Genomic DNA, 19,544 nt, shown 5'->3' with positions numbered 1-19,544 from the left:
GGCCTTGGACTTCCGTCTCGGCGAGGGTGCGCGGGCGGCCGGGCACCGCCTTCACGTCCACGACCGCCTCGGCTCGACCAACACCGAGGCGCTCGACCAGGCCCGCGCCGGCGCGACCGGGCCGCTCTGGATCGCGGCGCGTGCCCAGGAGGCCGGCCGCGGCCGGCGCGGCAACGTCTGGGCCTCGATCCCGGGGAACCTGACCGCGAGCGTGCTCTGGCCGGTGGCCGGTGTCGAGCCGGAGCGGGTCGCCGGCCTCGGCTTCGTCGCCGGCATCGCGCTGGTCAAGGCCCTGGACGCGGCCTGCGGCCCCGACTCGGCCGGGACGTTCGGCCTCAAATGGCCGAACGACGTGCTCGCGGGCGGGGCCAAGCTCGCCGGCATCCTGCTCGAGGCGGAGACGCTGCGGGGCGGCCGGCGGGCGGTGGCGATCGGGTTCGGCGTCAATGTCGCAGACGTCCCGGAGGCGTTTTCGGCCTCCGCCACCTCTCTGGCGGGGCTCGGATACCCACTTGATGCCGGCATGGTGTTGGCGGATCTGACGAATAAGCTTGCCGTGGCGGCCCGTATCTGGGATCGCGGACGGGGATTTCCTGAGATTCGCGAGCGTTGGCTCGCACGGGCCTCCGGCCTCGGATCGCGCATCGCGGTCCGCAGCGGGACGGAGACCCTGGTCGGCGATTTCGAAGACATCGACGAGGGGGGGCGGCTCGTGATCCTCGCCCCCGATGGAACGCGGCGGACCGTGACGGCGGGCGAGGTGCATTTTGGGACGGCCGCGACGGCGGCATGAGATGGATTCTGGATTTATGACAACGGGACAGGACGAGCTCGTCTTCCTGCCGCTCGGCGGCGTGGGCGAGATCGGGATGAACGCGGCGCTCTACGGCTTCGGGTCGGAGAAGGGCCGCAAGTGGATCATGGTCGATTGCGGGATGGGGTTCGCGAGCGAGGAGGCGATGCCCGGCGTCGACCTCATGTTCCCGGACCTCTCCTACATCGAGGAGCGCAAGAAGGACCTTCTCGGGATCTTCATCACCCACGCGCACGAGGACCATATCGGCGCGATCAGCGAGCTGTGGCCGCGCCTCAAGGTGCCGGTCTACGCGACCCGCTTCGCCAAGAGCCTGCTCGAGACCCGGCGCCTGTCGGAGCCGGGCGCGCCGAAGGTCGACCTGCGCGAGATCAAGCCGGGCCGGCGCGTGACGCTCGGGCCGTTCGAGATCGACTACGTGCCGGTCTCGCACTCGATCCCGGAATCGAATGCGGTGGCGATCCGCACCTCGGCCGGCCTCGTGCTGCACACCGGCGACTGGAAGATCGACCCGACGCCGATCCTCGGCGACGTGACCTCGGCCGAGGCCTTCCGCGCCATGGGCGACGAGGGCATCCTGGCGCTGGTCTGCGATTCGACCAACGTCGTCCGCGAGGGATTCTCGCCGAGCGAGGCCGAGGTCGCCTCGACCCTGGCCAAGCTGATCGCGGCCGCGCCCCAGCGCGTGGCGGTGACGACCTTCGCCTCGAACGTCGCCCGCATCCGCGCGGTGGCCGAAGCCGCCAAGGCCTGCGGGCGCGAGGTGGTCGCGGTCGGCCGCGCCATGGACCGGGTCATCGACGTCGCCCGCGAATGCGGCTTCCTCGACGGGCTGCAGGAGTTCCGCCGCGCCGATTCGTGGCGCGACCTGCCGCGCGACAAGGTCGTGGCGCTGCTCACCGGCTCGCAGGGCGAGCCCCGGGCGGCGCTCGCCCGCGTCTCCCGCAAGGACCATCCGGACATCGCGCTCGCCGCCGGCGACCAGGTGATCTTCTCCTCGCGCGCCATCCCCGGCAACGAGCGCGACGTCGGCGCGATCATCAACGACCTGATCGAGCAGGGCGTCGAGGTCATCACCGACCGGACCGAGCTGGTCCACGTCTCCGGCCACCCGCGCCGCGACGAGATGGCCGAGATGTACGCCTGGACGCACCCGCAGACGGCGATCCCCGTCCACGGCGAGGCGCTTCACCTCGACGAGCATGCGCGCTTCGCCCGCGCCCACGGCGTCGACAACGTGGTCAAGGCCCGCAACGGCACCCTGATCCGCCTGAGCCCGGGCAAGCCGGAGATCATCGACCACGTGAAGTCGGGCCGCCTGTTCAAGGACGGCAACGTCCTGATCGACGGGAAGGACCGCGCGATCCCCGAGCGGCGCAAGCTCGCCCAGGCCGGCCTCGTCTCGGTGGCGATCGCCATCGACGAGAGCGGCGAGGTGTTGGGCGAGCCGGCGGTCGACATCATCGGCCTGCCCAACCGCGGCCGCGGCGGCGCGCCGCTGATCGACACCGTGGTCGATTCGGTGTCGCGTACCCTGTCGGGCATGTCGAAGGGCAAGCGCCGCGACTCGGAGGCCGTCGAGAAGGCGGTCGACCGCGCCGTGCGCTCGGCCGTCAACGAGGTCTGGGGCAAGAAGCCCGCCTGCCACGTGCAGGTGGTCGAGGTCTGATTTCTACCTTCCCCCCGCTGGGGGGGGGGGAGGGCGCCTGCGAAAACGTCGCTCCGCGCATTCGACCCGCATTCGCAGCGGCGATCCGGCTCTCGAGTCTCGGCTCGGACCGGCGCGTATCCGCTCCAACCCCGTCATCCCGGGGCCGCGAAGCGGAGCCCGGGATCCAGAACCGCCGGCGGCGTCGTCACCGGCACGCCGCGGCGGCTCTGGGTTCCGGGCTCGCCGACGGAGCCCGTGAACGACGGGTTCGGGTTGCCAGGGGGCTCCGGATCGTTAGGTCGGTGGAGACCTCGAATGGGGCGCAGCGTCCTCTCGCGGAAGACAGTTAGGGAGAAACCAATGATCGGCCGGCTCAACCACGTCGCCATCGCGGTGCGCGATCTCGACGCCGCCTGCAAGGTCTATCGCGAGACGCTGGGCGCGACGCTGACCGCGCCGCTGCCGCAGCCCGAGCACGGCGTCACCGTCGTGTTCGTCGAATTGCCCAACAGCAAGATCGAGCTGATGGCGCCGCTCGGCGCGGATTCGCCGATCGCCAGCTTCGTCGAGCGCAACCCGGGCGGCGGCGTCCACCACGTCTGCTACGAGGTCGACGACATCATCGCCGCCCGCGACCGGCTCAAGGCCGAGGGCGCCCGCGTGCTCGGCACCGGCGAGCCCCGCATCGGCGCGCACGGCAAGCCGGTGCTGTTCCTGCACCCGAAGGACTTCCTCGGGACGCTGACCGAGCTGGAGCAGGTCTGATCCGGGTGAACGCGCTTCTGAAGGCCGTGGCGCGCACGACGCCGCGGACGCTCGGCGTCGTGCTGGTTCTGGTGGCCGCCTTCGTCGCGGTGGCGGTTCTGCAGTTCCGTCTCACGGTGTTCGGCGCGAGCGCGTTGTACTTCGTGGTGTGGTGGACGCTGCTCTTCGCGATCCTGCCGATCCGCAACCAGGCCGAGACCGACCCGGCCCGCGTGGTGCCGGGCCAGGATCCCGGCGCGCCGGCCGCGCCGCGGCTCCGCGAGAAGGCGATCTGGACGACGCTCGCCGCCGGCGCGGCCTTCCTGGTCGCGCTCGCCGCGTTCCCCCTGACGGGCCTCTAGGCGCCTTCCGCTCCCGGATGTCGCGTTGACAGCCCGTCGACGCTTGGCGAAAGCTTCGCCGTGGCGCGGCGCTCGACCGCCCGTCATCCCAGGACGACGGAGGATCGCATGCTGGCGCCGGGCGCAACGCCGGAGGGCGAGGCCGCCGCCGGTGCGGCGGCACGGCGGCTCCTGCCGATCGTCCTGGCGCTGTTCTTCACCTGGGGGCTCGCCACCGTTCTCGTCGACATCGTCACCCCGAAGCTCAAGAGCCTGTTCGCGCTGAGCTACGCCGAGGCGACGCTGACGCAGTTCGCGTTCTTCATCGCCTACGCGGTGGTCTCCCTGCCGGCCGGCCTCCTCGTCTCCCGCATCGGCTACATGCGCGGGCTGGTGCTCGGGCTCCTGGTGATGACGGCCGGCTGCGTGCTGTTCGCGCCCGCCGCGCGGGCCGGCGTGTTCCCGCTGTTCCTCCTCGCCCTGTTCGTGATGGCGTCCGGCATCGCGGTGCTGCAGGTCGCGGCGAACCCGCTGGTCGCGCGGCTCGGTGCGCCCGAGCGGGCGTCGAGCCGGCTGACGCTGGCGCAGACCTTCAACGCGCTCGGCACCACCGTCGGCCCGGCGGTCGGCGCCTGGGCGATCCTCGGCCGCGACGCTCCGGCGCCGGCCGATGCAGCGACCGCCTCGCCCGCCATGCTCGCCGCCGCGCGGCAGGCCGAGGCGGCGGTGCTGCAGGGGCCGTTCCTCGCCATCGCGGCCGGCCTCTTCGCGCTGGCGATCCTGTTCTGGTCGCTTCGCGGCAGCGTTCGGGAGACGCCGACGGCGGCGGTCGCGGGCTTCGGCCTCGATCTGCTCGCCCGGCCGCGCCTCGCCCTCGGCGCCCTGGCCTTGTTCCTCTACGTCGGGGCGGAAGTCTCGATCGGCACGCTGATGGTCAGCTACCTCGAGGAGCCGCGCGTCCTCGGGGCGGATCCGGCCACCGCCGGCCATCTGCTCAGCGTCTACTGGGGCGGCGCGCTGGCCGGGCGCATCGTCGGCAGCCTCGCGCTGCGCCATGTCCGGGCCGGCGCGGCGCTCGCGGCCTGCGCCGTCGCGGCCGGCCTCCTCGTCACGGTGTCGGCCCTGTCCCACGGGTCGGTCGCCGCCTGGACGCTGCTCACGGTCGGCCTCGCCAACGCGATCCTGTTCCCGACGATCTTCGCGATGGCGATCGAGGGCCTGGGCGATCGCACGGCGCAGGGGTCGGGGATCGTCTGCGTGGCGATCGTCGGCGGAGCGATCGTGCCGGTGATCACCGGAACCCTCGCCGACCATGCCGGGCTCGGGACCGCCCTCGGGGTGCCGGTGCTGTGCTACCTCTGCGTGGCGGGCTACGGGCTGGCCAACCTGCGCACCGCTCGAGACGTGCCGGCCACCGGGCCGCTGCCGGCCTGAGCGTTCACAGGCGTATGAAACAAAAAAGCAAGGCCCGAGGCCTTGCTTTTCAAGCAGTCAATCTGGTTCGACCTTTGGTTGTCCTACGCATTGACTGCGTGGCGGTCGATTTTCCTCCCGAGACCCGGACCTTTGCGTTCCCTCTGAGGGGCTACGCAACCATCGCGGGCTGCTTATAGGAACAACATTTCGTCCTGTCACCGGGTCGAAGGGACAAATCTGCGTTTTTTCGCCGAGAAATTGCAGGGAACCGTCTCCGGGGCCGTCGGCGGGTGGCGAAGCGACGAAACCGGGCTCCGGCCGGCCCCGAAGACCCAAGCCGCTTGTGTTTTCCGGTTGCAATGTGTTGTGTGCCCCCGGCAACGGGATCGGCGTCCGCGCGCGCCGCCAGACCCGAACCGACCGCCGGATCCGTCAAAGAAGCCTCATGCGTCTGTCCCGCTACTTCCTGCCGACCTTGCGCGAGACGCCCAAGGAAGCCGAGATCGTCTCGCACCGGTTGATGCTGCGCGCCGGCCTCGTGCGCCAGGAATCGGCCGGCATCTACGCGTGGCTGCCGCTCGGCCTGCGGGTGCTGAACAAGGTCTGCGACGTGATCCGCACCGAGCAGGACCGGGCCGGGGCGGTCGAGCTGCTGCTGCCGACGATCCAGTCCGCCGAGCCGTGGCGGGAATCGGGCCGCTACGACGCCTACGGCAAGGAGATGCTGCGCATCAAGGACCGGCACGACCGCGAGATGCTGTACGGCCCCACCGCCGAGGAGGTCGTGACCGGGATCTTCCGGGCGAGCGTGCGCTCCTACAAGGACCTGCCGAAGAACCTCTACCAGATCTCCTGGAAGTTCCGCGACGAGGTGCGCCCGCGCTTCGGCACGATGCGCTCGCGTGAGTTCCTGATGAAGGACGCCTACTCCTTCGACTTCGACCAGGCCGGCGCCCGCCACGCCTACAACCGGATGTTCGTGGCCTACCTGCGCACCTTCGCGGGCCTCGGCCTCAAGGCGATCCCGATGCGGGCCGATACCGGGCCGATCGGCGGCGACCTCAGCCACGAGTTCATCATCCTCGCCCAGACCGGCGAGAGCGAGGTGTTCTGCGACCGCGCCTATCTCGACTTCGAGATCCCACCCGCGACCGTGGATTTCGAGGACGTCGCCGGCCTGCAGGGCCTCGTCGACGCCTGGACCTCGCACTACGCCGCCACCGACGAGATGCACGAGGCCGACGCCTTCGCCGAGGTGCCGGAGGAGAACCGCATGTCGGCCCGCGGCATCGAGGTCGGGCACATCTTCTACTTCGGCACGAAGTATTCCGAGCCGATGGGCGCCAAGGTTGCCGGCCCGGACGGGATCGAGCGCCCGGTCCACATGGGCTCCTACGGCATCGGCCCGAGCCGCCTGGTCGCCGCGATCATCGAGGCGTCGCACGACGAGGCCGGCATCATCTGGCCGGATGCGGTCGCGCCGTTCGACGTCGCGCTGATCAACCTGAAGACCGGCGACGCCGCGACCGACGCCGCCTGCGCCGAGATCCAGGGGACGCTCGAGGCCGCCGGCCTCAGCGTGCTCTACGACGATCGCGACGAGCGGCCGGGCGCGAAGTTCGCCACCGCGGACCTGATCGGCCTGCCCTGGCAGGTGGTGGTCGGCCCCAAGAGCCTGGCCGAGGGCAAGGTCGAGCTGAAGCGCCGCGCCGGCGGCGAGCGCGAGACCCTGGCGCCGGTGGACCTGATCACCCGCATCCGGCGTGCCTGAGGCTCCGATGGCGGTCGAAGCCGGCACCGAGGCGAGCATGCGGAAGCCGGCATGGCTGCGCGGGGCGACCGCGCCGTTCGCGGCCTTCGAGTGGATCATCGCCGGACGCTACCTGCGCGCGCGCCGCCGCGGCGGCGGCGTCTCGGTGGTGGCGTTCTTCTCGGTGCTCGGCATCGCGCTCGGCGTCGCGACGCTGATCATCGTGCTCTCGGTGATGAACGGCTTCCGGACCGAGCTGCTGTCGAAGATCGTCGGCATCAACGGCCACATCTTCGTCACCCCGATCGACCGGACCTTCACCGATTTCGCCGACCTGTCCGAGCGCCTGTCGAAGGTGGCGGGCGTGCGGGCCGCGATCCCGCTGGTCGAGGGCCAGGCCTTCGCCTCGTCGCCCTACGGCGGCAGCGGCGTGCTGGTCCGCGGCGTGCGCGGCGACGACCTCGGGGCGATCGGCGGCATCGCCAAGTCGCTCCGCGGCGGCACGCTGGAGGGCTTCGACGACGGCTCGGGGGTGCTGATCGGCCGCCGGCTCGCCGACAGCCTGGCGATCCAGGCCGGCGACACCATCACGCTCTCGACGCCGAAGGGCGCGACCACGGCCTTCGGCACCGCGCCGCGGACCAAGAGCTACACGGTCAAGGCGATCTTCGAGATCGGCATGACCGAGTTCGACTCGACCTTCGTGTTCATGCCGCTCGCGGAATCGCAGGCGTTCTTCAACCGCGAGGGCGACGTCAGCCTGATCGAGATCTACATCGACAACCCCGATGCGGTCGCCGCCATGCGCGAGCCGCTGGAGCTGGCGGCCGAGCGGCCGGTGCTGCTCACCGATTGGCGCCAGCGCAACCGAACCTTCTTCGGGGCGCTCGAGGTCGAGCGCAACGTGATGTTCCTGATCCTGAGCCTCATCGTCGTCGTGGCGACCTTGAACATCGTCTCCGGCCTGATCCTGCTGGTGCGCGACAAGTCGAGCGACATCGCCATCCTGCGCACCATGGGCGCGACCCCCGGCACGGTGATGCGCGTCTTCCTGATCAACGGCGCGCTGATCGGCCTCGTCGGCACCCTGTCGGGCCTCGGGCTCGGCATCCTGATCACGCTGAACATCAAGCCGATCCAGCGCATGCTGTTTCCCGGCGCCTGGGACCCGACGGTGCGGTTCCTCGCCGAGATCCCGGCCGAGATGAACCCCACCGAGATCACCGTCGTGGTGCTGACCTCGTTCCTGCTCGCGCTCGCCGCGACGGTCTATCCCTCCTGGCGCGCGGCCCGGCTCGATCCGGTGCAGGCGCTGCGCTACGGCTGAGCGGCACTTCCATGAGCGGCACCTCCGAGAGCGCCGGCATCCCGCCGGTGCCGGCCCTGTTCTTTTCCCGCGTCGAGCGGCGCTATGCGCAGGGCGACCGGTCGCTCGACATCCTGCGCGGGGCCGACCTCGCGATCTGGCCGGGCGAGCTGGTCGCGCTGGTCGCGCCGTCGGGCGCCGGCAAGTCGACCCTGCTGCACCTCGCCGGTTTGCTGGAGCGGCCGGACGGCGGCGAGGTCTACGTCGGCGGCCAGCCGACCGCTGCGATGAAGGATGCCGAGCGCACGCGCTTCCGCCGCGAGGAGATGGGCTTCGTCTACCAGTTCCATCACCTGCTGCCGGAGTTCTCGGCGCTGGAGAACGTGGTGATGCCCCAGCTCATCCGCGGGCTCGGGCGCGGCGAGGCGAAGGCGCGCGCCACCGAGCTCTTGAGCTTCCTCGGCCTCAAGGACCGCCTCGTCCACCGGCCGGCGGAGCTGTCCGGCGGCGAGCAGCAGCGCGTCGCGATCGCGCGCGCCGTCGCGAACGGCCCGCGCCTGCTGCTCGCCGACGAGCCCACCGGCAACCTCGACCCCTCGACCGCGGGGCACGTCTTCTCGATCCTGCTCTCGCTGGTGCGCGCTTCCGGCCTGGCCGCCCTCATCGCCACCCACAACATGGAGCTCGCCGCCCGCATGGACCGCCGGGTCACGATCCGCGACGGGCTGATCCAGCAGCTGGACTGAGGGCGCACGGCGCGGTTCGGGATCCGCGCTTCATCCGTGCCGAATCGGAGCATTCATCGCGAGATCCGCGCAGGCGTTGCAACCGAAACGAAGGGTCGCGGATTACCCGTTCGGACACGCACGAAGCGTCTCCGCTCCGGTGCCAACGCGCCGGCCAAGCTGCCCAGGCGAGACCCAGATCCATGTCGACGACGTCCGTTGCTCCCGTCCTCGCGCTCGTCGCGCTCCTCGGCTTCGCCGCCCCCACGACGGCGTCGGCGGCCCCCGCCACCGCGACCGTGACCAAGGTCGCCGAGGTGACGCCCCCCGTCCGTCCGGTCTCGGCCACCGAGGGCGAGGACGACGGCGGCACCTGCAGCCGGATCCGCCGTCGTCTCTGGGTCGAGGGCGAAGGCTGGATCGTTCGCCGTATCACCACTTGCCGTTGAGCGGGATCGACTTCGGCGCCGCGCGTAATTCTGTGGGCAACAGCGTTCGCCGCGCGGTTTAAGCAGTCTTCGCCCGTGGCTTGGGCGGGCCGACCGGAACGAGATCGGCGAGACCGGGGTTTGCCCCGCATGTCAGCGTCCCGACCGGAGTTGCGATCCATGACCCGTCACCATCCGTCCCGCTCGCGGATCGCCGCCCGGTTCGCGCTCGCCGCCGCCCTGTCGCTCGGCGTCGGGGCCGCGCACGCCGAGACCGTGCGCGTCGCACCCTACGGCTACGGCTCGGCCTATGGCGGTCCGGTCGGGTACGGCTTCGCCGACGAGGCGGTGCGCGGTGCGTATATCGGTGCGCCCTTCAGCAGCGTGCCCTCGCCGAACCGCATCGTCCCGGCCCCCTGGAGCTACGGCACCTACGGCATCCCGACGATCTCGGGCCTGCGCGAGGCACCGGTGGCGGCGCCGAGCCTGACCGTGATCAACCCCGGCCTTCACCCGGCCTCCCGCCGCGGGCAGGGGCCGCGCATCCTGTCGCGCGGACGCGATGGCGCCTGGACCTCGGGCGGGCAGGTCCAGTCCGGGAACGGCGTCTCGGTCGTCACGGTCTCCGTGCCGCGGCGCTGAGCGTCAGCGGCGTTCGGGCTCGGTGAGCGCCGCGTACCACGCGGCATAGGGCGTGTTGCGCGGATGGCGCCCGCCCTGGTCCTCTGCTCCATCCGTCCACCAGACCGGCCCGCGCTCGCCGAGGGCTTCCTTGGCGGCCTGCACGGCGCCGCGCGCCGACCGCAGCAGCGCCGGAGCCTGGGGATCGCCCTTCCGTTCGGCGCGCTTGGCCGCCCCGACGGCGCGGCGCGCATCCATCAGCGCGTCGACGTGGCGTTGCCGGGCCTCTTCCGGCAGGCGCGGGTCGGTGCAGCGCCAGAGCCGCTCCCCGACGACGAAGTAGCGCCCGTCCGGCGTGCGCGGGTACGGCGCCGCCTCCGCCCCCTCCGACCTTCCTGTCGCGGTCACGCTCGCCTCCCGCACCCGCAATCGGGGTTCCCGCTCGTCCTTCGCGCCGCGTCGGCGCCGGCCGGCGTTCGTACGATTCCGTCGCCGATCATCCACGTGTGCGCGAGCCGAGACTGCATCTTAAGGTTTTTAAGGCCTGGTTGCATCAGAACCCGTTTCCATCGGTATCGCGCGCCATGCACATCGTCATCGTCGATTCGAGCCGCGTCGTCCTCAAGATCATCACCGGGCTGCTGGAACCGCGCGGGCACGTCGTGAGCGCCTTCACGGACTCGGCCGCCGCCCGCGATTTCCTGGAGGAGACCCCGAGCGTCCGGGTGCTGATCACCAGCCTCGAGGTCCGGCCGGTGACGGGATTGGAGCTGTGCTGGTCGGCCCGGCTCCTCGCCGAGGCGCGCCGCCCCCTCTACGTCGTCACGATGTCGTCGGCGCGCAACGCGCGGAACCTCGCCGAGGCCTTGGACAGCGGCGCCGACGACTTCATCGAGAAGCCGCCGAGCGCCGAGGAGCTGCATGCGCGCCTTCGCGCGGCTGAGCGCCTGACCACGATGCAGAACGAGCTGATCCGGCTCGCCGAGACCGACCCGCTCACCGGCCTGCTCAACCGCCGCGCCTTCTTCGCCCGGGTCGGCGCGGCGACCGAGCGCGCCGGCAACCACGGGGCGCTCTCGGCCGTGCTCGCCGACATCGACCATTTCAAGCGCATCAACGACGAGCACGGCCACGATGTCGGCGATGCCGCGATCAAGGCCGTAGCCGAGCTTCTGGGCGCCCAGGGGATCGTCGGGCGCCTCGGCGGCGAGGAGTTCGCGGTGGTGCTGCCCGGACTTTCCCTCGCGGAGGCCGAGGCCGTCGCCGGGCGCCTCCGCCTGCAGGTGAGGGACCTCCGCATCCGCGGATCGCGCGGCCCCGTGCGCATGACGTGCAGCTTCGGCGTCAGCACCTGGTGCGAGGGCGACAGCGTCACCGCGCTGACCAAGCGTGCCGACATCGCCCTCTACGAGGCCAAGACCTCCGGGCGCGACCGCGTCGTCTCGGCCGAGAACGACCTCGTCCTCGCCCGCGCCGGCTGAAGCCCGGTCCGCTTCGCCGGCACGGGGACCCGCCGCCCTGCGTCGCTCGGTCGTCGCGGAGACGGAGGGACGTTAAGGTTGATCGCGCTGTGCCTGTGCGAGACACGCGTTAAGTATAAGCCCGGCGCCGTATCTGATTTCGACACAAGTCGACTGCGAAAGACCGCAGGATTCGTCTGGAACGAGTCTTGAAACACTTCTTCCGACCCCGGCCGAATTGTGCCATGCCGGGAAAGAAGGGTGCGCGGTATGAGTACGGCCGTAGACGTCCTGGTGTTCGACGAGCCCCAGGAGCTGAATCCCGCCTTCCGCGCGACGCTGGAGCACATGCCGGCGCTCCATACGATCGGCGAGGCCGACCTCGACCAGGTCGACCCGGCCAACACCGTCGCGCTGATCTTCCTGGACGAGACCCGGCTGCAGGTCGGGCTCAGCCACCTCGTGGACCTCAAGGCGCGCTTGCCGGCGCTGCGGACGCTGGTGGCGTTCCAGGCGCTGAACGCGGCCGACGTCGACGCGCTGCGGGAGGCCGGGGCGGACGCCTTCGTGGCCCGCTCCGCCACGCCGCGGGACCTCTGCAACGCCGTGCTGGCCCTGGCCGAGGGCGCCCCGCGGCTGATCGCCCGGAGCGAGGTCGAGGCGGGCACGGCCCCGTCCGCGGAGCCGGCCGACAGCCTCGGGCTGACGCCGCGCGAGGCCGAAGTCCTGCGCTTCCTCAGCGCCGGCTTCAGCAACAAGGAGGTCGCGCGCCGCCTGATGCTGTCGGTCCGCACGGTGGAGACCCACCGCCTGAACCTGCGCCGCAAGACCCAGACCGGACGGTTGAAGGATCTGGTCTCGCTCGCCCGTCAGCTCGGCCTCGCGCCGGTGCTCGACACCGAGCAGGGCCGTCGCGGGGCCGAATCGGCGCGGGCCAGCACGGGCGAGGGTCCGGCGCGCCATTGAGCGCGCCGCGACCCGGGCGGGCGCGCGTTCAGGCGCGCGCGGCCTCCGCGCCCTTGGCGGCCTTCGCCGCGGGCTTGCGCGGCGTGTTCGCCTTCGCCGCCTTGCCGGCCCGAGCCGTCCGGCGCGCGGCCTTCGCCGTGCCGGTCGAGGGCGCGTCTCCGGCGAGCCGGGTCTGCAGCAGGCTCAGCACCGCCGCCTCCTCCGGGCGCAGGCGGCCGAGATCCTCGACCAGCTCGCTCTCGACCGCGTCCTTCACCTGGAGCAGCAGGGCGCCTTCGAGGTAGCAGTCGATGATCTGCGGGTGGATGTAGCACTTGCGGCAGATGGTCGGCGTGTTGCCGAGCCGGGCCGACACGTTCTCGATCGCCGCGCGGACGTTCTTCTTGGCGCCGGCCTCGCCGTCGAAGGTCTCGAACTCGCGAAGCGCCAGCGCCGCCAGCACCGTGCCGGCCCAGGTGCGGAAGTCCTTCGCCGTGATGTCCTGCCCCGAGATCTCGCGCAGGTACGCGTTGACGTCCGACGAGGTCACGTCGCGCTGCTCGCCGGCCTCGTCGATGTACTGGAACAGCTCCTGGCCCGGCAGGTCCTGGCAGGCCTTGACGATCCTGGCCACGCGCCGGTCCTTCACCGACAGGTTCCAGGTCTTGCCGCTCTTGCCCTTGAAGCGGAAGGTCATCGCCGCGCCCTCGACCGTCACGTGCGGGTCGCGCAGCGTCGTCAGGCCGTAGCTCTTGTTGGCCTTGGCGTAGTCGTCGTTGCCGACGCGGATCAGCGTCGTCTCGAGGAGATGCACCACGGTGGCGAGCACCTTCTCGCGCGACAGGCCCCTGCGCCGCATGTCCGCGTCGATCCGCGTGCGGATGCCCGGCAGCGCGTCGGCGAAGGCCATGATGTGGCTGAACTTCGTCGAGTCCCGCGCCGCGCGGAAATCGGGATGGTAGCGGTACTGCTTGCGCCCCTTGGCATCGCGCCCGGTGGCCTGGATGTGGCCGTTCTTGCGCGGGCAGATCCACACGTCGGTGTAGGCCGGCGGGATCGCCAGGGACTTGATCCGCTGGACCTGCGCCTTGTCGCGGACGGGCGCGCCCTTGGCGTCGACGAAGCGGAAGCCCTTGGCGGTCTTCTTCCGGGTCAGGCCCGGCATCGTGTCGTCGACGTAGGCGAGCCCGGCCTCGGCGGCCGCGTCGCGCGGGTCGACGACGGTGCCGGCGGTCTCGTCCGAGGACACGAGATCCGATGCCATGAGCGCTGCTCCTCGCTTGCGAAAGCCTGCCCTCAACCGGTCGCCGCGCGGCCGTGTTCCGGCGCCTGCGTATCCGCCGTACACGGATGCGCGCCCGTGTTAGAGGCTCGTGCGATGGACGCCGCCCCTTCCGCCCCCGCCGCGCCGATGCGGCGCCTCGCCTTCGTCGTCACCGAGGATTGGTTCTTCGCCTCGCATTTCCTGCCGATGGCGCGGGCGGCGGTGGCGATGGGCCTGTCGGTCGCCGTGGTGACGCGGGTGCGCGACCACCGCGCGGTGGTCGAGGCGACGGGCGCCCGGGTGATCGCTTTGGAGGCGGAGCGCTCCAGCCTCAACCCGATGGCCGCCGGCTACGCCGCGGGGCAGCTCGCCGCGATCCTGAAGGCCTGGAAGCCCGATATCGTCCACTGCATCGCGCTGCGCGGGATCCTGGTCGGCGGCACGGCGGCGGCGATGGCCGGCATCCCGGCGCGCGTCTACGCGCTCACCGGCCTCGGGCTGATCGGCGCGCGCGCCGACGCGGCCGGACGCCTCTCGCGGACCGCCCTGCGCCACCTGATCCGCGGGCCGCTGGCCTCGAAGCGCACCCGCTTCCTGTTCGAGAACCCGGACGACGCCGCTGCCCTCGGCCTCGACCCGGCCGACACCGCGGTGACGATCGTCGGCGGTGCCGGCGTCGACCCGGAAGCGTTCGTGCCGCGGCCGCTGCCGCCGCATCCGCCGCTCCGGGTCGCGATCGTGGCGCGGATGCTGTGGTCGAAGGGGATCGACGTCGCCGTCGAGGCGGTGCGGCTCGCCCGCGCGCAGGGCGTTGCGGTCGAGCTTGCGCTGCACGGCGCGCCCGATCCCTCGAACCGCCGGGCGATCCCGGAGGCGACGCTGCGCGACTGGTCCCGCGACGGGGTCGCCTGGCTCGGGCCGACGCGGGACGCGGCCGCGGCCTTCGCCGGCGCCCATGTCGGCTGCCTGCCCTCCCGCGGCGGCGAGGGCCTGCCGCGCACCCTGCTGGAGGCCGCCGCCTGCGGCCGGGCGCTGCTCACCACCGACGTGCCGGGCTGCCGCGCCCTGGTGCGCGACGGCATCGAGGGCCTCGTCGTCCCCCCCGGCGACGCGCCGGCTCTGGCCGCCGCCCTGGTCCGGCTCGCGGGCGATCCGGATCGCGTGGCCGCCCTCGGCGCGGCGGCCCGCAGGCGCATCGTCGAGGACGGGTTCTCGGAGCACGCGGTGGTGCAGGCCGTGTGCGGCCTCTATCGCGAGCTGCTCGGGCCATGATCACGCCGGAGAACGCCGCCGCCTTCATCCGCGCGAACACCCGCCTGCTGCCGGTGGCGCATGCGCCGGAGATCGTGCTCCACGTCGCCGACGAGGCGACGGAGCTGTGGCAGAAGACCGAGGACGAGCTCGCCGAGATCGGCCTGCCGCCGCCGTTCTGGGCCTTCGCCTGGGCCGGCGGGCAAGCCCTCGCCCGCTACCTCCTCGACAACCCGGACATCGCCGCCGGCCGGCGCGTGCTCGACTTCGCCTCCGGCTCCGGGCTCGTGGCGATCGCGGCGGCGCGGTCCGGCGCCGCCTCGGTGCTCGCCAGCGACCTCGATGCCTTCGCGATCGCGGCGATCCCGCTGAACGCCGCCGCCAACGACGTCTCCGGGCGCATCGCCACCTCCTCCGCCGACCTGATCGGCACGGTGCCCGACGTCGACCTCGTGCTCGCCGCCGACATCTTCTACGAGCGCGACCTCGCCGGCGCGGTCGGCGACTGGCTCGGCCGCCTGCACGCGGCCGGCACCACGGTGCTCATCGGCGATCCCGGCCGCAGCTACCTGCCGCGCGCCCGCCTCGAGGCGATCACCAGCTACGCCGTGCCGGTGACGCGGGCGCTGGAGGATGCCGAGATCAAGCAGAGCCACGTCTGGCGCTTCGTCGCGTGATCGCGCCGCCGAAGGCCGCCGGTGATGGCCGGCGATGCGGATTTCTATCGAAGATAGTATTCGCCTGACCATTCAGTGGTTGTATACGCCGCAACGTCATCGATCGTTTTTCGCTGCCGCAGCATTCGTTCGCGGCGGTATGTATTGCGCGGCTTGGGATCGAACGAATTGTAGGTTGATTAATGTCCGTCGGGCAAAGTTCGCTCCAGGCCACCTGAAGTTTCGGTGGGACATGGACCGGACGATGAACGATCCCAACGCTACGATCACGCTGCCCGCCGGCAGCGCGATCTTCGAGGAAGGCGAGCCCGGAACCGTGGCCTACCTGATCGTCGCCGGACGGGCCGCGATCTTCCTGCGCCGCGACGGCATCGAGCAACCGCTCGCCGAGCGCGGCCCCGGCGAGATCTTCGGCGAGATGGCGATCCTCGATTCGGGCCCGCGCCCCACCTCGGCGCGGGCGACCGAGGACTGCGTCCTCGTCCCGATCTCCGAGGCGCAGATCGAGAATCGCCTCCTGCAGGCGGACCCGATCCTGCGCCTGTGCCTCGGCGTGGTCATGGCCCGCTATCGCGACGCGATCGCGCTGCTGAAGCCGCATGCCCCGGCCGTGACGGCGCGCCCCGTCGCCGTCGAGCCCTCGCCGGCGCTCAAGGCGGATTTCCAGGCCGCGATCTCCGTGGTGATGATGGAGCGCGCCCTGCGCCGGGCGCTCGACCGCAACGAGTTCGAGCTGTTCCTCCAGCCGATCGTGCGGCTCGGCACCGAAACGCTGGCCGGCTTCGAGGCGCTGATCCGCTGGCGCCACCCCGAGCAGGGCCTGGTGCCGCCGATGACGTTCATCCCCGTGGCCGAATCGAGCGGGCTGATCGTCGAGATCACCGAATGGGTCGTCTCCGAGGTCGGCCGGATCATGCCGGAGATCATGATGGCGGCCCTGCAGAACCCGGGCGCCGCCGACGGGCCGCTGTTCCTCTCGATCAACGTCACCGGTTACGACCTCGCCCGCGCGAGCTTCCCGGCGATGGTCGCCGAGATGCTGCGCTCCACCGGCATCGCCCCCGCGACGCTGAAGCTGGAGATTACCGAGAGCACGGTGATGCGCGATCCCGCAGGCGCCACCGAGGCCCTCAGCGTGTGCCGCGAGGCGGGCATGGGCATCGCCATCGACGATTTCGGCACCGGCTACTCGTCGCTGAGCTACCTGTCGAAGCTGCCGATCACGACCCTGAAGGTGGACCGCGCTTTCGTCCGGGCGATGCTGACCACCCCGTGCAACCGCAAGATCATCCAGACGATCCTCGTGCTCGCCGACGAGCTCGGCATCCCCGTGGTGGCCGAGGGCATCGAGGCGCCGGCCGAGGCGGCGGCGCTCGCCGAGATGGGCTGCGCCTACGGCCAGGGATACCTCTATGGCTGCCCGGTGCCGCTGGCCGACACCCTCGCCCTGATCCGGAGCTGGAAGGCCGCCGGCGGCGACGCGCCGCAGATCGCCGCGGCGTGACCGGCCGCGGATGGGCCGAGCTGTCCCGCACGCCCGGCCGATCTCATCGCGACGACCGGCTTCGACCGCGCGCGCCGGCCGCGACCGGTGCCGCCCCGTGCGGGGATGCGCGTTTTCGCGAAGTTCGGTTAAGGATCCTCCGATAGACCGGTACGGTTGCAAGGCCGCGCCGCGCATCGGCGCTCGGAGGTTGACGGTTTTGGGCGAGGACGATCCCGATCACGACCGGCAGGGTGCCGTCTCGGGCGCAGCCCCCTCGCCGGGCACGCCCCCCGCGGACGCGCAGCCGCCGGCCTGGGAGATCGTCCTGCCGGAGGAGGGCGCGACCGAGGATCTCGGGTTGTTCCTGGCCGAGTTCCTGATGCCGGGCGACCTCGTCGCGCTCTCGGGCGGCCTCGGCGGCGGCAAGACCACGCTGGCGCGCGCGCTGATCCGCGAGCTTGCCGGCGATCCGAGCCTCGAGGTCCCGAGCCCGACCTTCACGCTGATCCAGCCCTACGAGGGTCGCCTCGGCGCGATCGTCCATGCCGACCTCTACCGGCTGCGCAGCGCCGACGAGCTGGTCGAGCTCGGTTTCGACGAGATGACCGAGGCCGCGATCACGCTGGTCGAGTGGCCCGAGCGGCTTCCGCCGCGCGAGGGGCCGGTCCTGTCGATCGACCTGTCGCTGCGGCCCGAGTTCGGCGAGGGCTCGCGCTTCGCCCGCATCTCCGGCACCGAGGGCATGCGCGCCCGCCTCGACCGGGCGCGCGCGGTCCGCGCCCTTCTCGCCCGCAGCGGCTGGGACGAGGCGACCCGCACCCTGATGCAGGGCGACGCGTCGTCGCGCGCCTACGAGCGCCTGACGCATCCCGACGGCCGCTCGGCGGTGCTGATGATCTCGCCGCCGCGCGCCGACGGGCCGCCGGTGCGCGACGGAAAGCCCTACAGCGCGATCGTCAAGCTCGCCGAGAGCGTCCACGCCTTCGTCGCGATCGACCGGGGCCTGCGGGCGCTCGGCTTCTCGGCGCCGCGCATCTACGGCGAGGACCTCGACACCGGGCTGCTGATCCTCGAGGACCTCGGCACCGAGCCGGTGGTCGACGCCGCCGGCCCGCGGCCCGAGCGCTACGCCGAGGCGACGCGCCTGCTCGCCAAGCTCCACGCGGTCGAGCTGCCGGGCGTGCTGCCGGTGGCGGACGGCATCGACCACGTAATCCCGGCCTACGATGCCGAGGCGCTGTTGTTCGAGACCGAGCTGCTGCCGGACTGGTATGCCCCGGCGCTGCGCGGCGTCACGCTCCCGCCCGAGGCGCGGGACGCGTTCGGCGCGCTCTGGGCCGAGGTGCTGAAGGGCGCCGTGCCCGCCCGACCGACCTGGACGCTGCGCGACTACCATTCCCCCAACCTGATCTGGCTCCCCGAGCGCGACGGGCTGGAGCGCATCGGCGTGATCGACTTCCAGGACGCGGTGCTCGGCCACCCGGCCTACGACGTCGCCTCGCTGCTGCAGGACGCCCGCGTCGACGCCAACGCCGAGTTCGAGCTCAGATTGCTCGGGCTCTACGCCCGCGAGCGCCGCGCCCGCGATCCGGCCTTCGACGTGCAGGGCTTCGCCACCGCCTACGCCATCCTGGCGGCGCAGCGCGCCACCAAGATCCTCGGCATCTTCGCCCGGCTGAACCTGCGCGACGGAAAGCCGGCCTACCTCGCCCACATCCCGCGGATCGAGGGCTACCTCGCCCGCAACCTCGCCCACCCGGCGCTGGCGTCCCTGCGGGACTGGCACCTGCAGCACCTTCCGGGGTTGCTCGGACGCGCCGAGCCGCCGGCCGAGCCCGCCTGAACCGCCGTCCGACCTCTCCTTCGCGAGCCCCGCGCATGAGCGACACCCCCGCCTCGCCGCCGACCGCGCAAGCCGCGATCACCCGCGCCTTCGTCCTCGCCGCGGGGCTGGGCAAGCGCATGCGCCCGGTCACCGCCACGGTGCCGAAGCCCCTGGTGGAGGTCGCGGGCAAGGCGCTGATCGACCACGCCCTCGACCGGGCGGCGGAGGGCGGAATCGAGACCGCGGTGGTCAACGTCCACTACCTGCCCGACCTGATCGAGGGGCACCTGGCCAAGCGCGTCGGCCTTCCGAAGATCGTCGTGTCCGACGAGCGCGAGACCCTGCTCGAGACCGGCGGCGGCGTGAAGAAGGCGCTCGCCCTGGTCGGCGCGGACCCCTTCGTGGTGTTCAACTCGGATTCGTTCTGGCTGGAGGGCCCGACCCCGAACCTCGCCCGGCTCATCGAGGCCTGGGACGCGGCGCGGATGGACATCCTGCTCCTGGTGGCGCCGACCACCACGAGCCTCGGCTACGAGGGCTCGGGCGACTTCGTCATGGACGCCGACGGCCGGCTGGAGCGGCGCGGCGAGCGCCGGGTGGCCCCCTTCATCTACGCGGGCGTCGCCATCGTGAAGCCGGAGCTGTTCGCCGACACGCCGGACGGCGCGTTCTCGCTCAACCTGCTGTTCGACCGGGCGATCGCGGCGGGCCGCCTGTCCGGGCTGCGGCTCGACGGCCAATGGCTCCACGTCGGCACGCCCGACGCGATCCGCGCCGCCGAGGAGCGCGTGCGGGTGAGCGCGCAGGAGGGGTGAGCCGCGATTCCGTTTGAGGAACGGA

Annotated in this window: 19 protein-coding genes; 17 read left to right on the top strand and 2 right to left on the bottom strand. The window is 71.8% G+C overall.

What is annotated here, in order from left to right; all coding sequences use genetic code 11:
• The first annotated feature begins 4 nt into the window (after positions 1–4).
• From MKK70_RS25825 to MKK70_RS25780, 10 genes are all read left to right on the top strand, one after another.
• Positions 5–793: a biotin--[acetyl-CoA-carboxylase] ligase gene (locus MKK70_RS25825; protein ID WP_243950769.1), complete on the top strand. Its 789-nt coding sequence runs from the start codon at positions 5–7 to the stop codon at positions 791–793.
• Between the two features lie 16 nt (positions 794–809).
• On the top strand, positions 810–2,483 hold the full coding sequence (locus MKK70_RS25820; protein ID WP_243950767.1) for a ribonuclease J: 1,674 nt from the start codon (positions 810–812) through the stop codon (positions 2,481–2,483).
• A gap of 342 nt (positions 2,484–2,825) precedes the next feature.
• The gene (gene mce / locus MKK70_RS25815; protein WP_147726100.1) at positions 2,826–3,230 is read left to right on the top strand and encodes a methylmalonyl-CoA epimerase; all 405 of its coding nucleotides are present in this window, start codon (positions 2,826–2,828) and stop codon (positions 3,228–3,230) included.
• Positions 3,227–3,571: a DUF1467 family protein gene (locus MKK70_RS25810; RefSeq protein WP_147842749.1), complete on the top strand. Its 345-nt coding sequence runs from the start codon at positions 3,227–3,229 to the stop codon at positions 3,569–3,571. The genes mce and MKK70_RS25810 overlap by 4 nt, the downstream gene beginning before the upstream one ends.
• Before the next feature lie 108 nt (positions 3,572–3,679).
• Complete coding sequence (locus MKK70_RS25805) at positions 3,680–4,984, top strand: sugar MFS transporter (RefSeq protein ID WP_243950765.1); 1,305 nt, start codon at positions 3,680–3,682, stop codon at positions 4,982–4,984.
• Positions 4,985–5,411: 427 nt separating this feature from the next.
• Positions 5,412–6,737 (top strand): proline--tRNA ligase, encoded by a 1,326-nt coding sequence (proS, locus tag MKK70_RS25800; protein ID WP_147843822.1) that lies wholly within the window; start codon positions 5,412–5,414, stop codon positions 6,735–6,737.
• 7 nt (positions 6,738–6,744) lie between these two features.
• Positions 6,745–8,043: a lipoprotein-releasing ABC transporter permease subunit gene (locus MKK70_RS25795; RefSeq protein WP_243950763.1), complete on the top strand. Its 1,299-nt coding sequence runs from the start codon at positions 6,745–6,747 to the stop codon at positions 8,041–8,043.
• Positions 8,044–8,054: 11 nt separating this feature from the next.
• A complete protein-coding gene (locus tag MKK70_RS25790) occupies positions 8,055–8,768 on the top strand; it encodes an ABC transporter ATP-binding protein (RefSeq protein ID WP_147727874.1) in 714 nt (237 codons plus the stop codon).
• 182 nt (positions 8,769–8,950) lie between these two features.
• On the top strand, positions 8,951–9,196 hold the full coding sequence (locus MKK70_RS25785) for a hypothetical protein (RefSeq protein WP_147727875.1): 246 nt from the start codon (positions 8,951–8,953) through the stop codon (positions 9,194–9,196).
• A gap of 159 nt (positions 9,197–9,355) precedes the next feature.
• Positions 9,356–9,817: a hypothetical protein gene (locus MKK70_RS25780; RefSeq protein ID WP_147843825.1), complete on the top strand. Its 462-nt coding sequence runs from the start codon at positions 9,356–9,358 to the stop codon at positions 9,815–9,817.
• Between the two features lie 3 nt (positions 9,818–9,820).
• Here MKK70_RS25780 and MKK70_RS25775 read toward each other — a convergent pair whose 3' ends face one another.
• Positions 9,821–10,204: a hypothetical protein gene (locus tag MKK70_RS25775; protein WP_243950761.1), complete on the bottom strand. Its 384-nt coding sequence runs from the start codon at positions 10,202–10,204 to the stop codon at positions 9,821–9,823.
• A gap of 176 nt (positions 10,205–10,380) precedes the next feature.
• Between MKK70_RS25775 and MKK70_RS25770 the strand changes: the two genes are divergently transcribed.
• Positions 10,381–11,277: a GGDEF domain-containing protein gene (locus MKK70_RS25770; protein WP_147727878.1), complete on the top strand. Its 897-nt coding sequence runs from the start codon at positions 10,381–10,383 to the stop codon at positions 11,275–11,277.
• A 249-nt stretch (positions 11,278–11,526) separates the two neighbouring features.
• On the top strand, positions 11,527–12,222 hold the full coding sequence (locus MKK70_RS25765; RefSeq protein WP_147727879.1) for a response regulator transcription factor: 696 nt from the start codon (positions 11,527–11,529) through the stop codon (positions 12,220–12,222).
• Positions 12,223–12,250: 28 nt separating this feature from the next.
• Here MKK70_RS25765 and MKK70_RS25760 read toward each other — a convergent pair whose 3' ends face one another.
• Positions 12,251–13,465: a DNA topoisomerase IB gene (locus tag MKK70_RS25760; protein ID WP_243934111.1), complete on the bottom strand. Its 1,215-nt coding sequence runs from the start codon at positions 13,463–13,465 to the stop codon at positions 12,251–12,253.
• A 114-nt stretch (positions 13,466–13,579) separates the two neighbouring features.
• On the opposite strand from MKK70_RS25760, the gene MKK70_RS25755 reads away from it, so the two are divergent.
• The 5 genes from MKK70_RS25755 to MKK70_RS25735 all read left to right on the top strand — a co-directional run bounded on the left by MKK70_RS25755 (position 13,580) and on the right by MKK70_RS25735 (position 19,519).
• Positions 13,580–14,737, top strand: coding sequence for a glycosyltransferase (locus MKK70_RS25755; protein WP_243950759.1), 1,158 nt, complete (start codon positions 13,580–13,582; stop codon positions 14,735–14,737).
• Complete coding sequence (locus tag MKK70_RS25750) at positions 14,734–15,393, top strand: class I SAM-dependent methyltransferase (protein ID WP_243950758.1); 660 nt, start codon at positions 14,734–14,736, stop codon at positions 15,391–15,393. Before MKK70_RS25755 ends, MKK70_RS25750 begins: the two co-directional genes overlap by 4 nt.
• Positions 15,394–15,637: 244 nt before the next feature.
• The gene (locus tag MKK70_RS25745; RefSeq protein WP_243950757.1) at positions 15,638–16,897 is read left to right on the top strand and encodes an EAL domain-containing protein; all 1,260 of its coding nucleotides are present in this window, start codon (positions 15,638–15,640) and stop codon (positions 16,895–16,897) included.
• Between the two features lie 199 nt (positions 16,898–17,096).
• On the top strand, positions 17,097–18,722 hold the full coding sequence (gene tsaE / locus MKK70_RS25740) for a tRNA (adenosine(37)-N6)-threonylcarbamoyltransferase complex ATPase subunit type 1 TsaE (RefSeq protein ID WP_409568326.1): 1,626 nt from the start codon (positions 17,097–17,099) through the stop codon (positions 18,720–18,722).
• 35 nt (positions 18,723–18,757) lie between these two features.
• Positions 18,758–19,519 (top strand): nucleotidyltransferase family protein, encoded by a 762-nt coding sequence (locus MKK70_RS25735; protein WP_147729627.1) that lies wholly within the window; start codon positions 18,758–18,760, stop codon positions 19,517–19,519.
• Positions 19,520–19,544: the final 25 nt, after the last annotated feature.

Source organism: Methylobacterium sp. E-041 (assembly GCF_022829665.1).
Taxonomy (GTDB): domain Bacteria; phylum Pseudomonadota; class Alphaproteobacteria; order Rhizobiales; family Beijerinckiaceae; genus Methylobacterium.
Note: the sequence above shows the minus strand (reverse complement) of the source record. Positions and strands in the feature narration are given on the sequence as shown.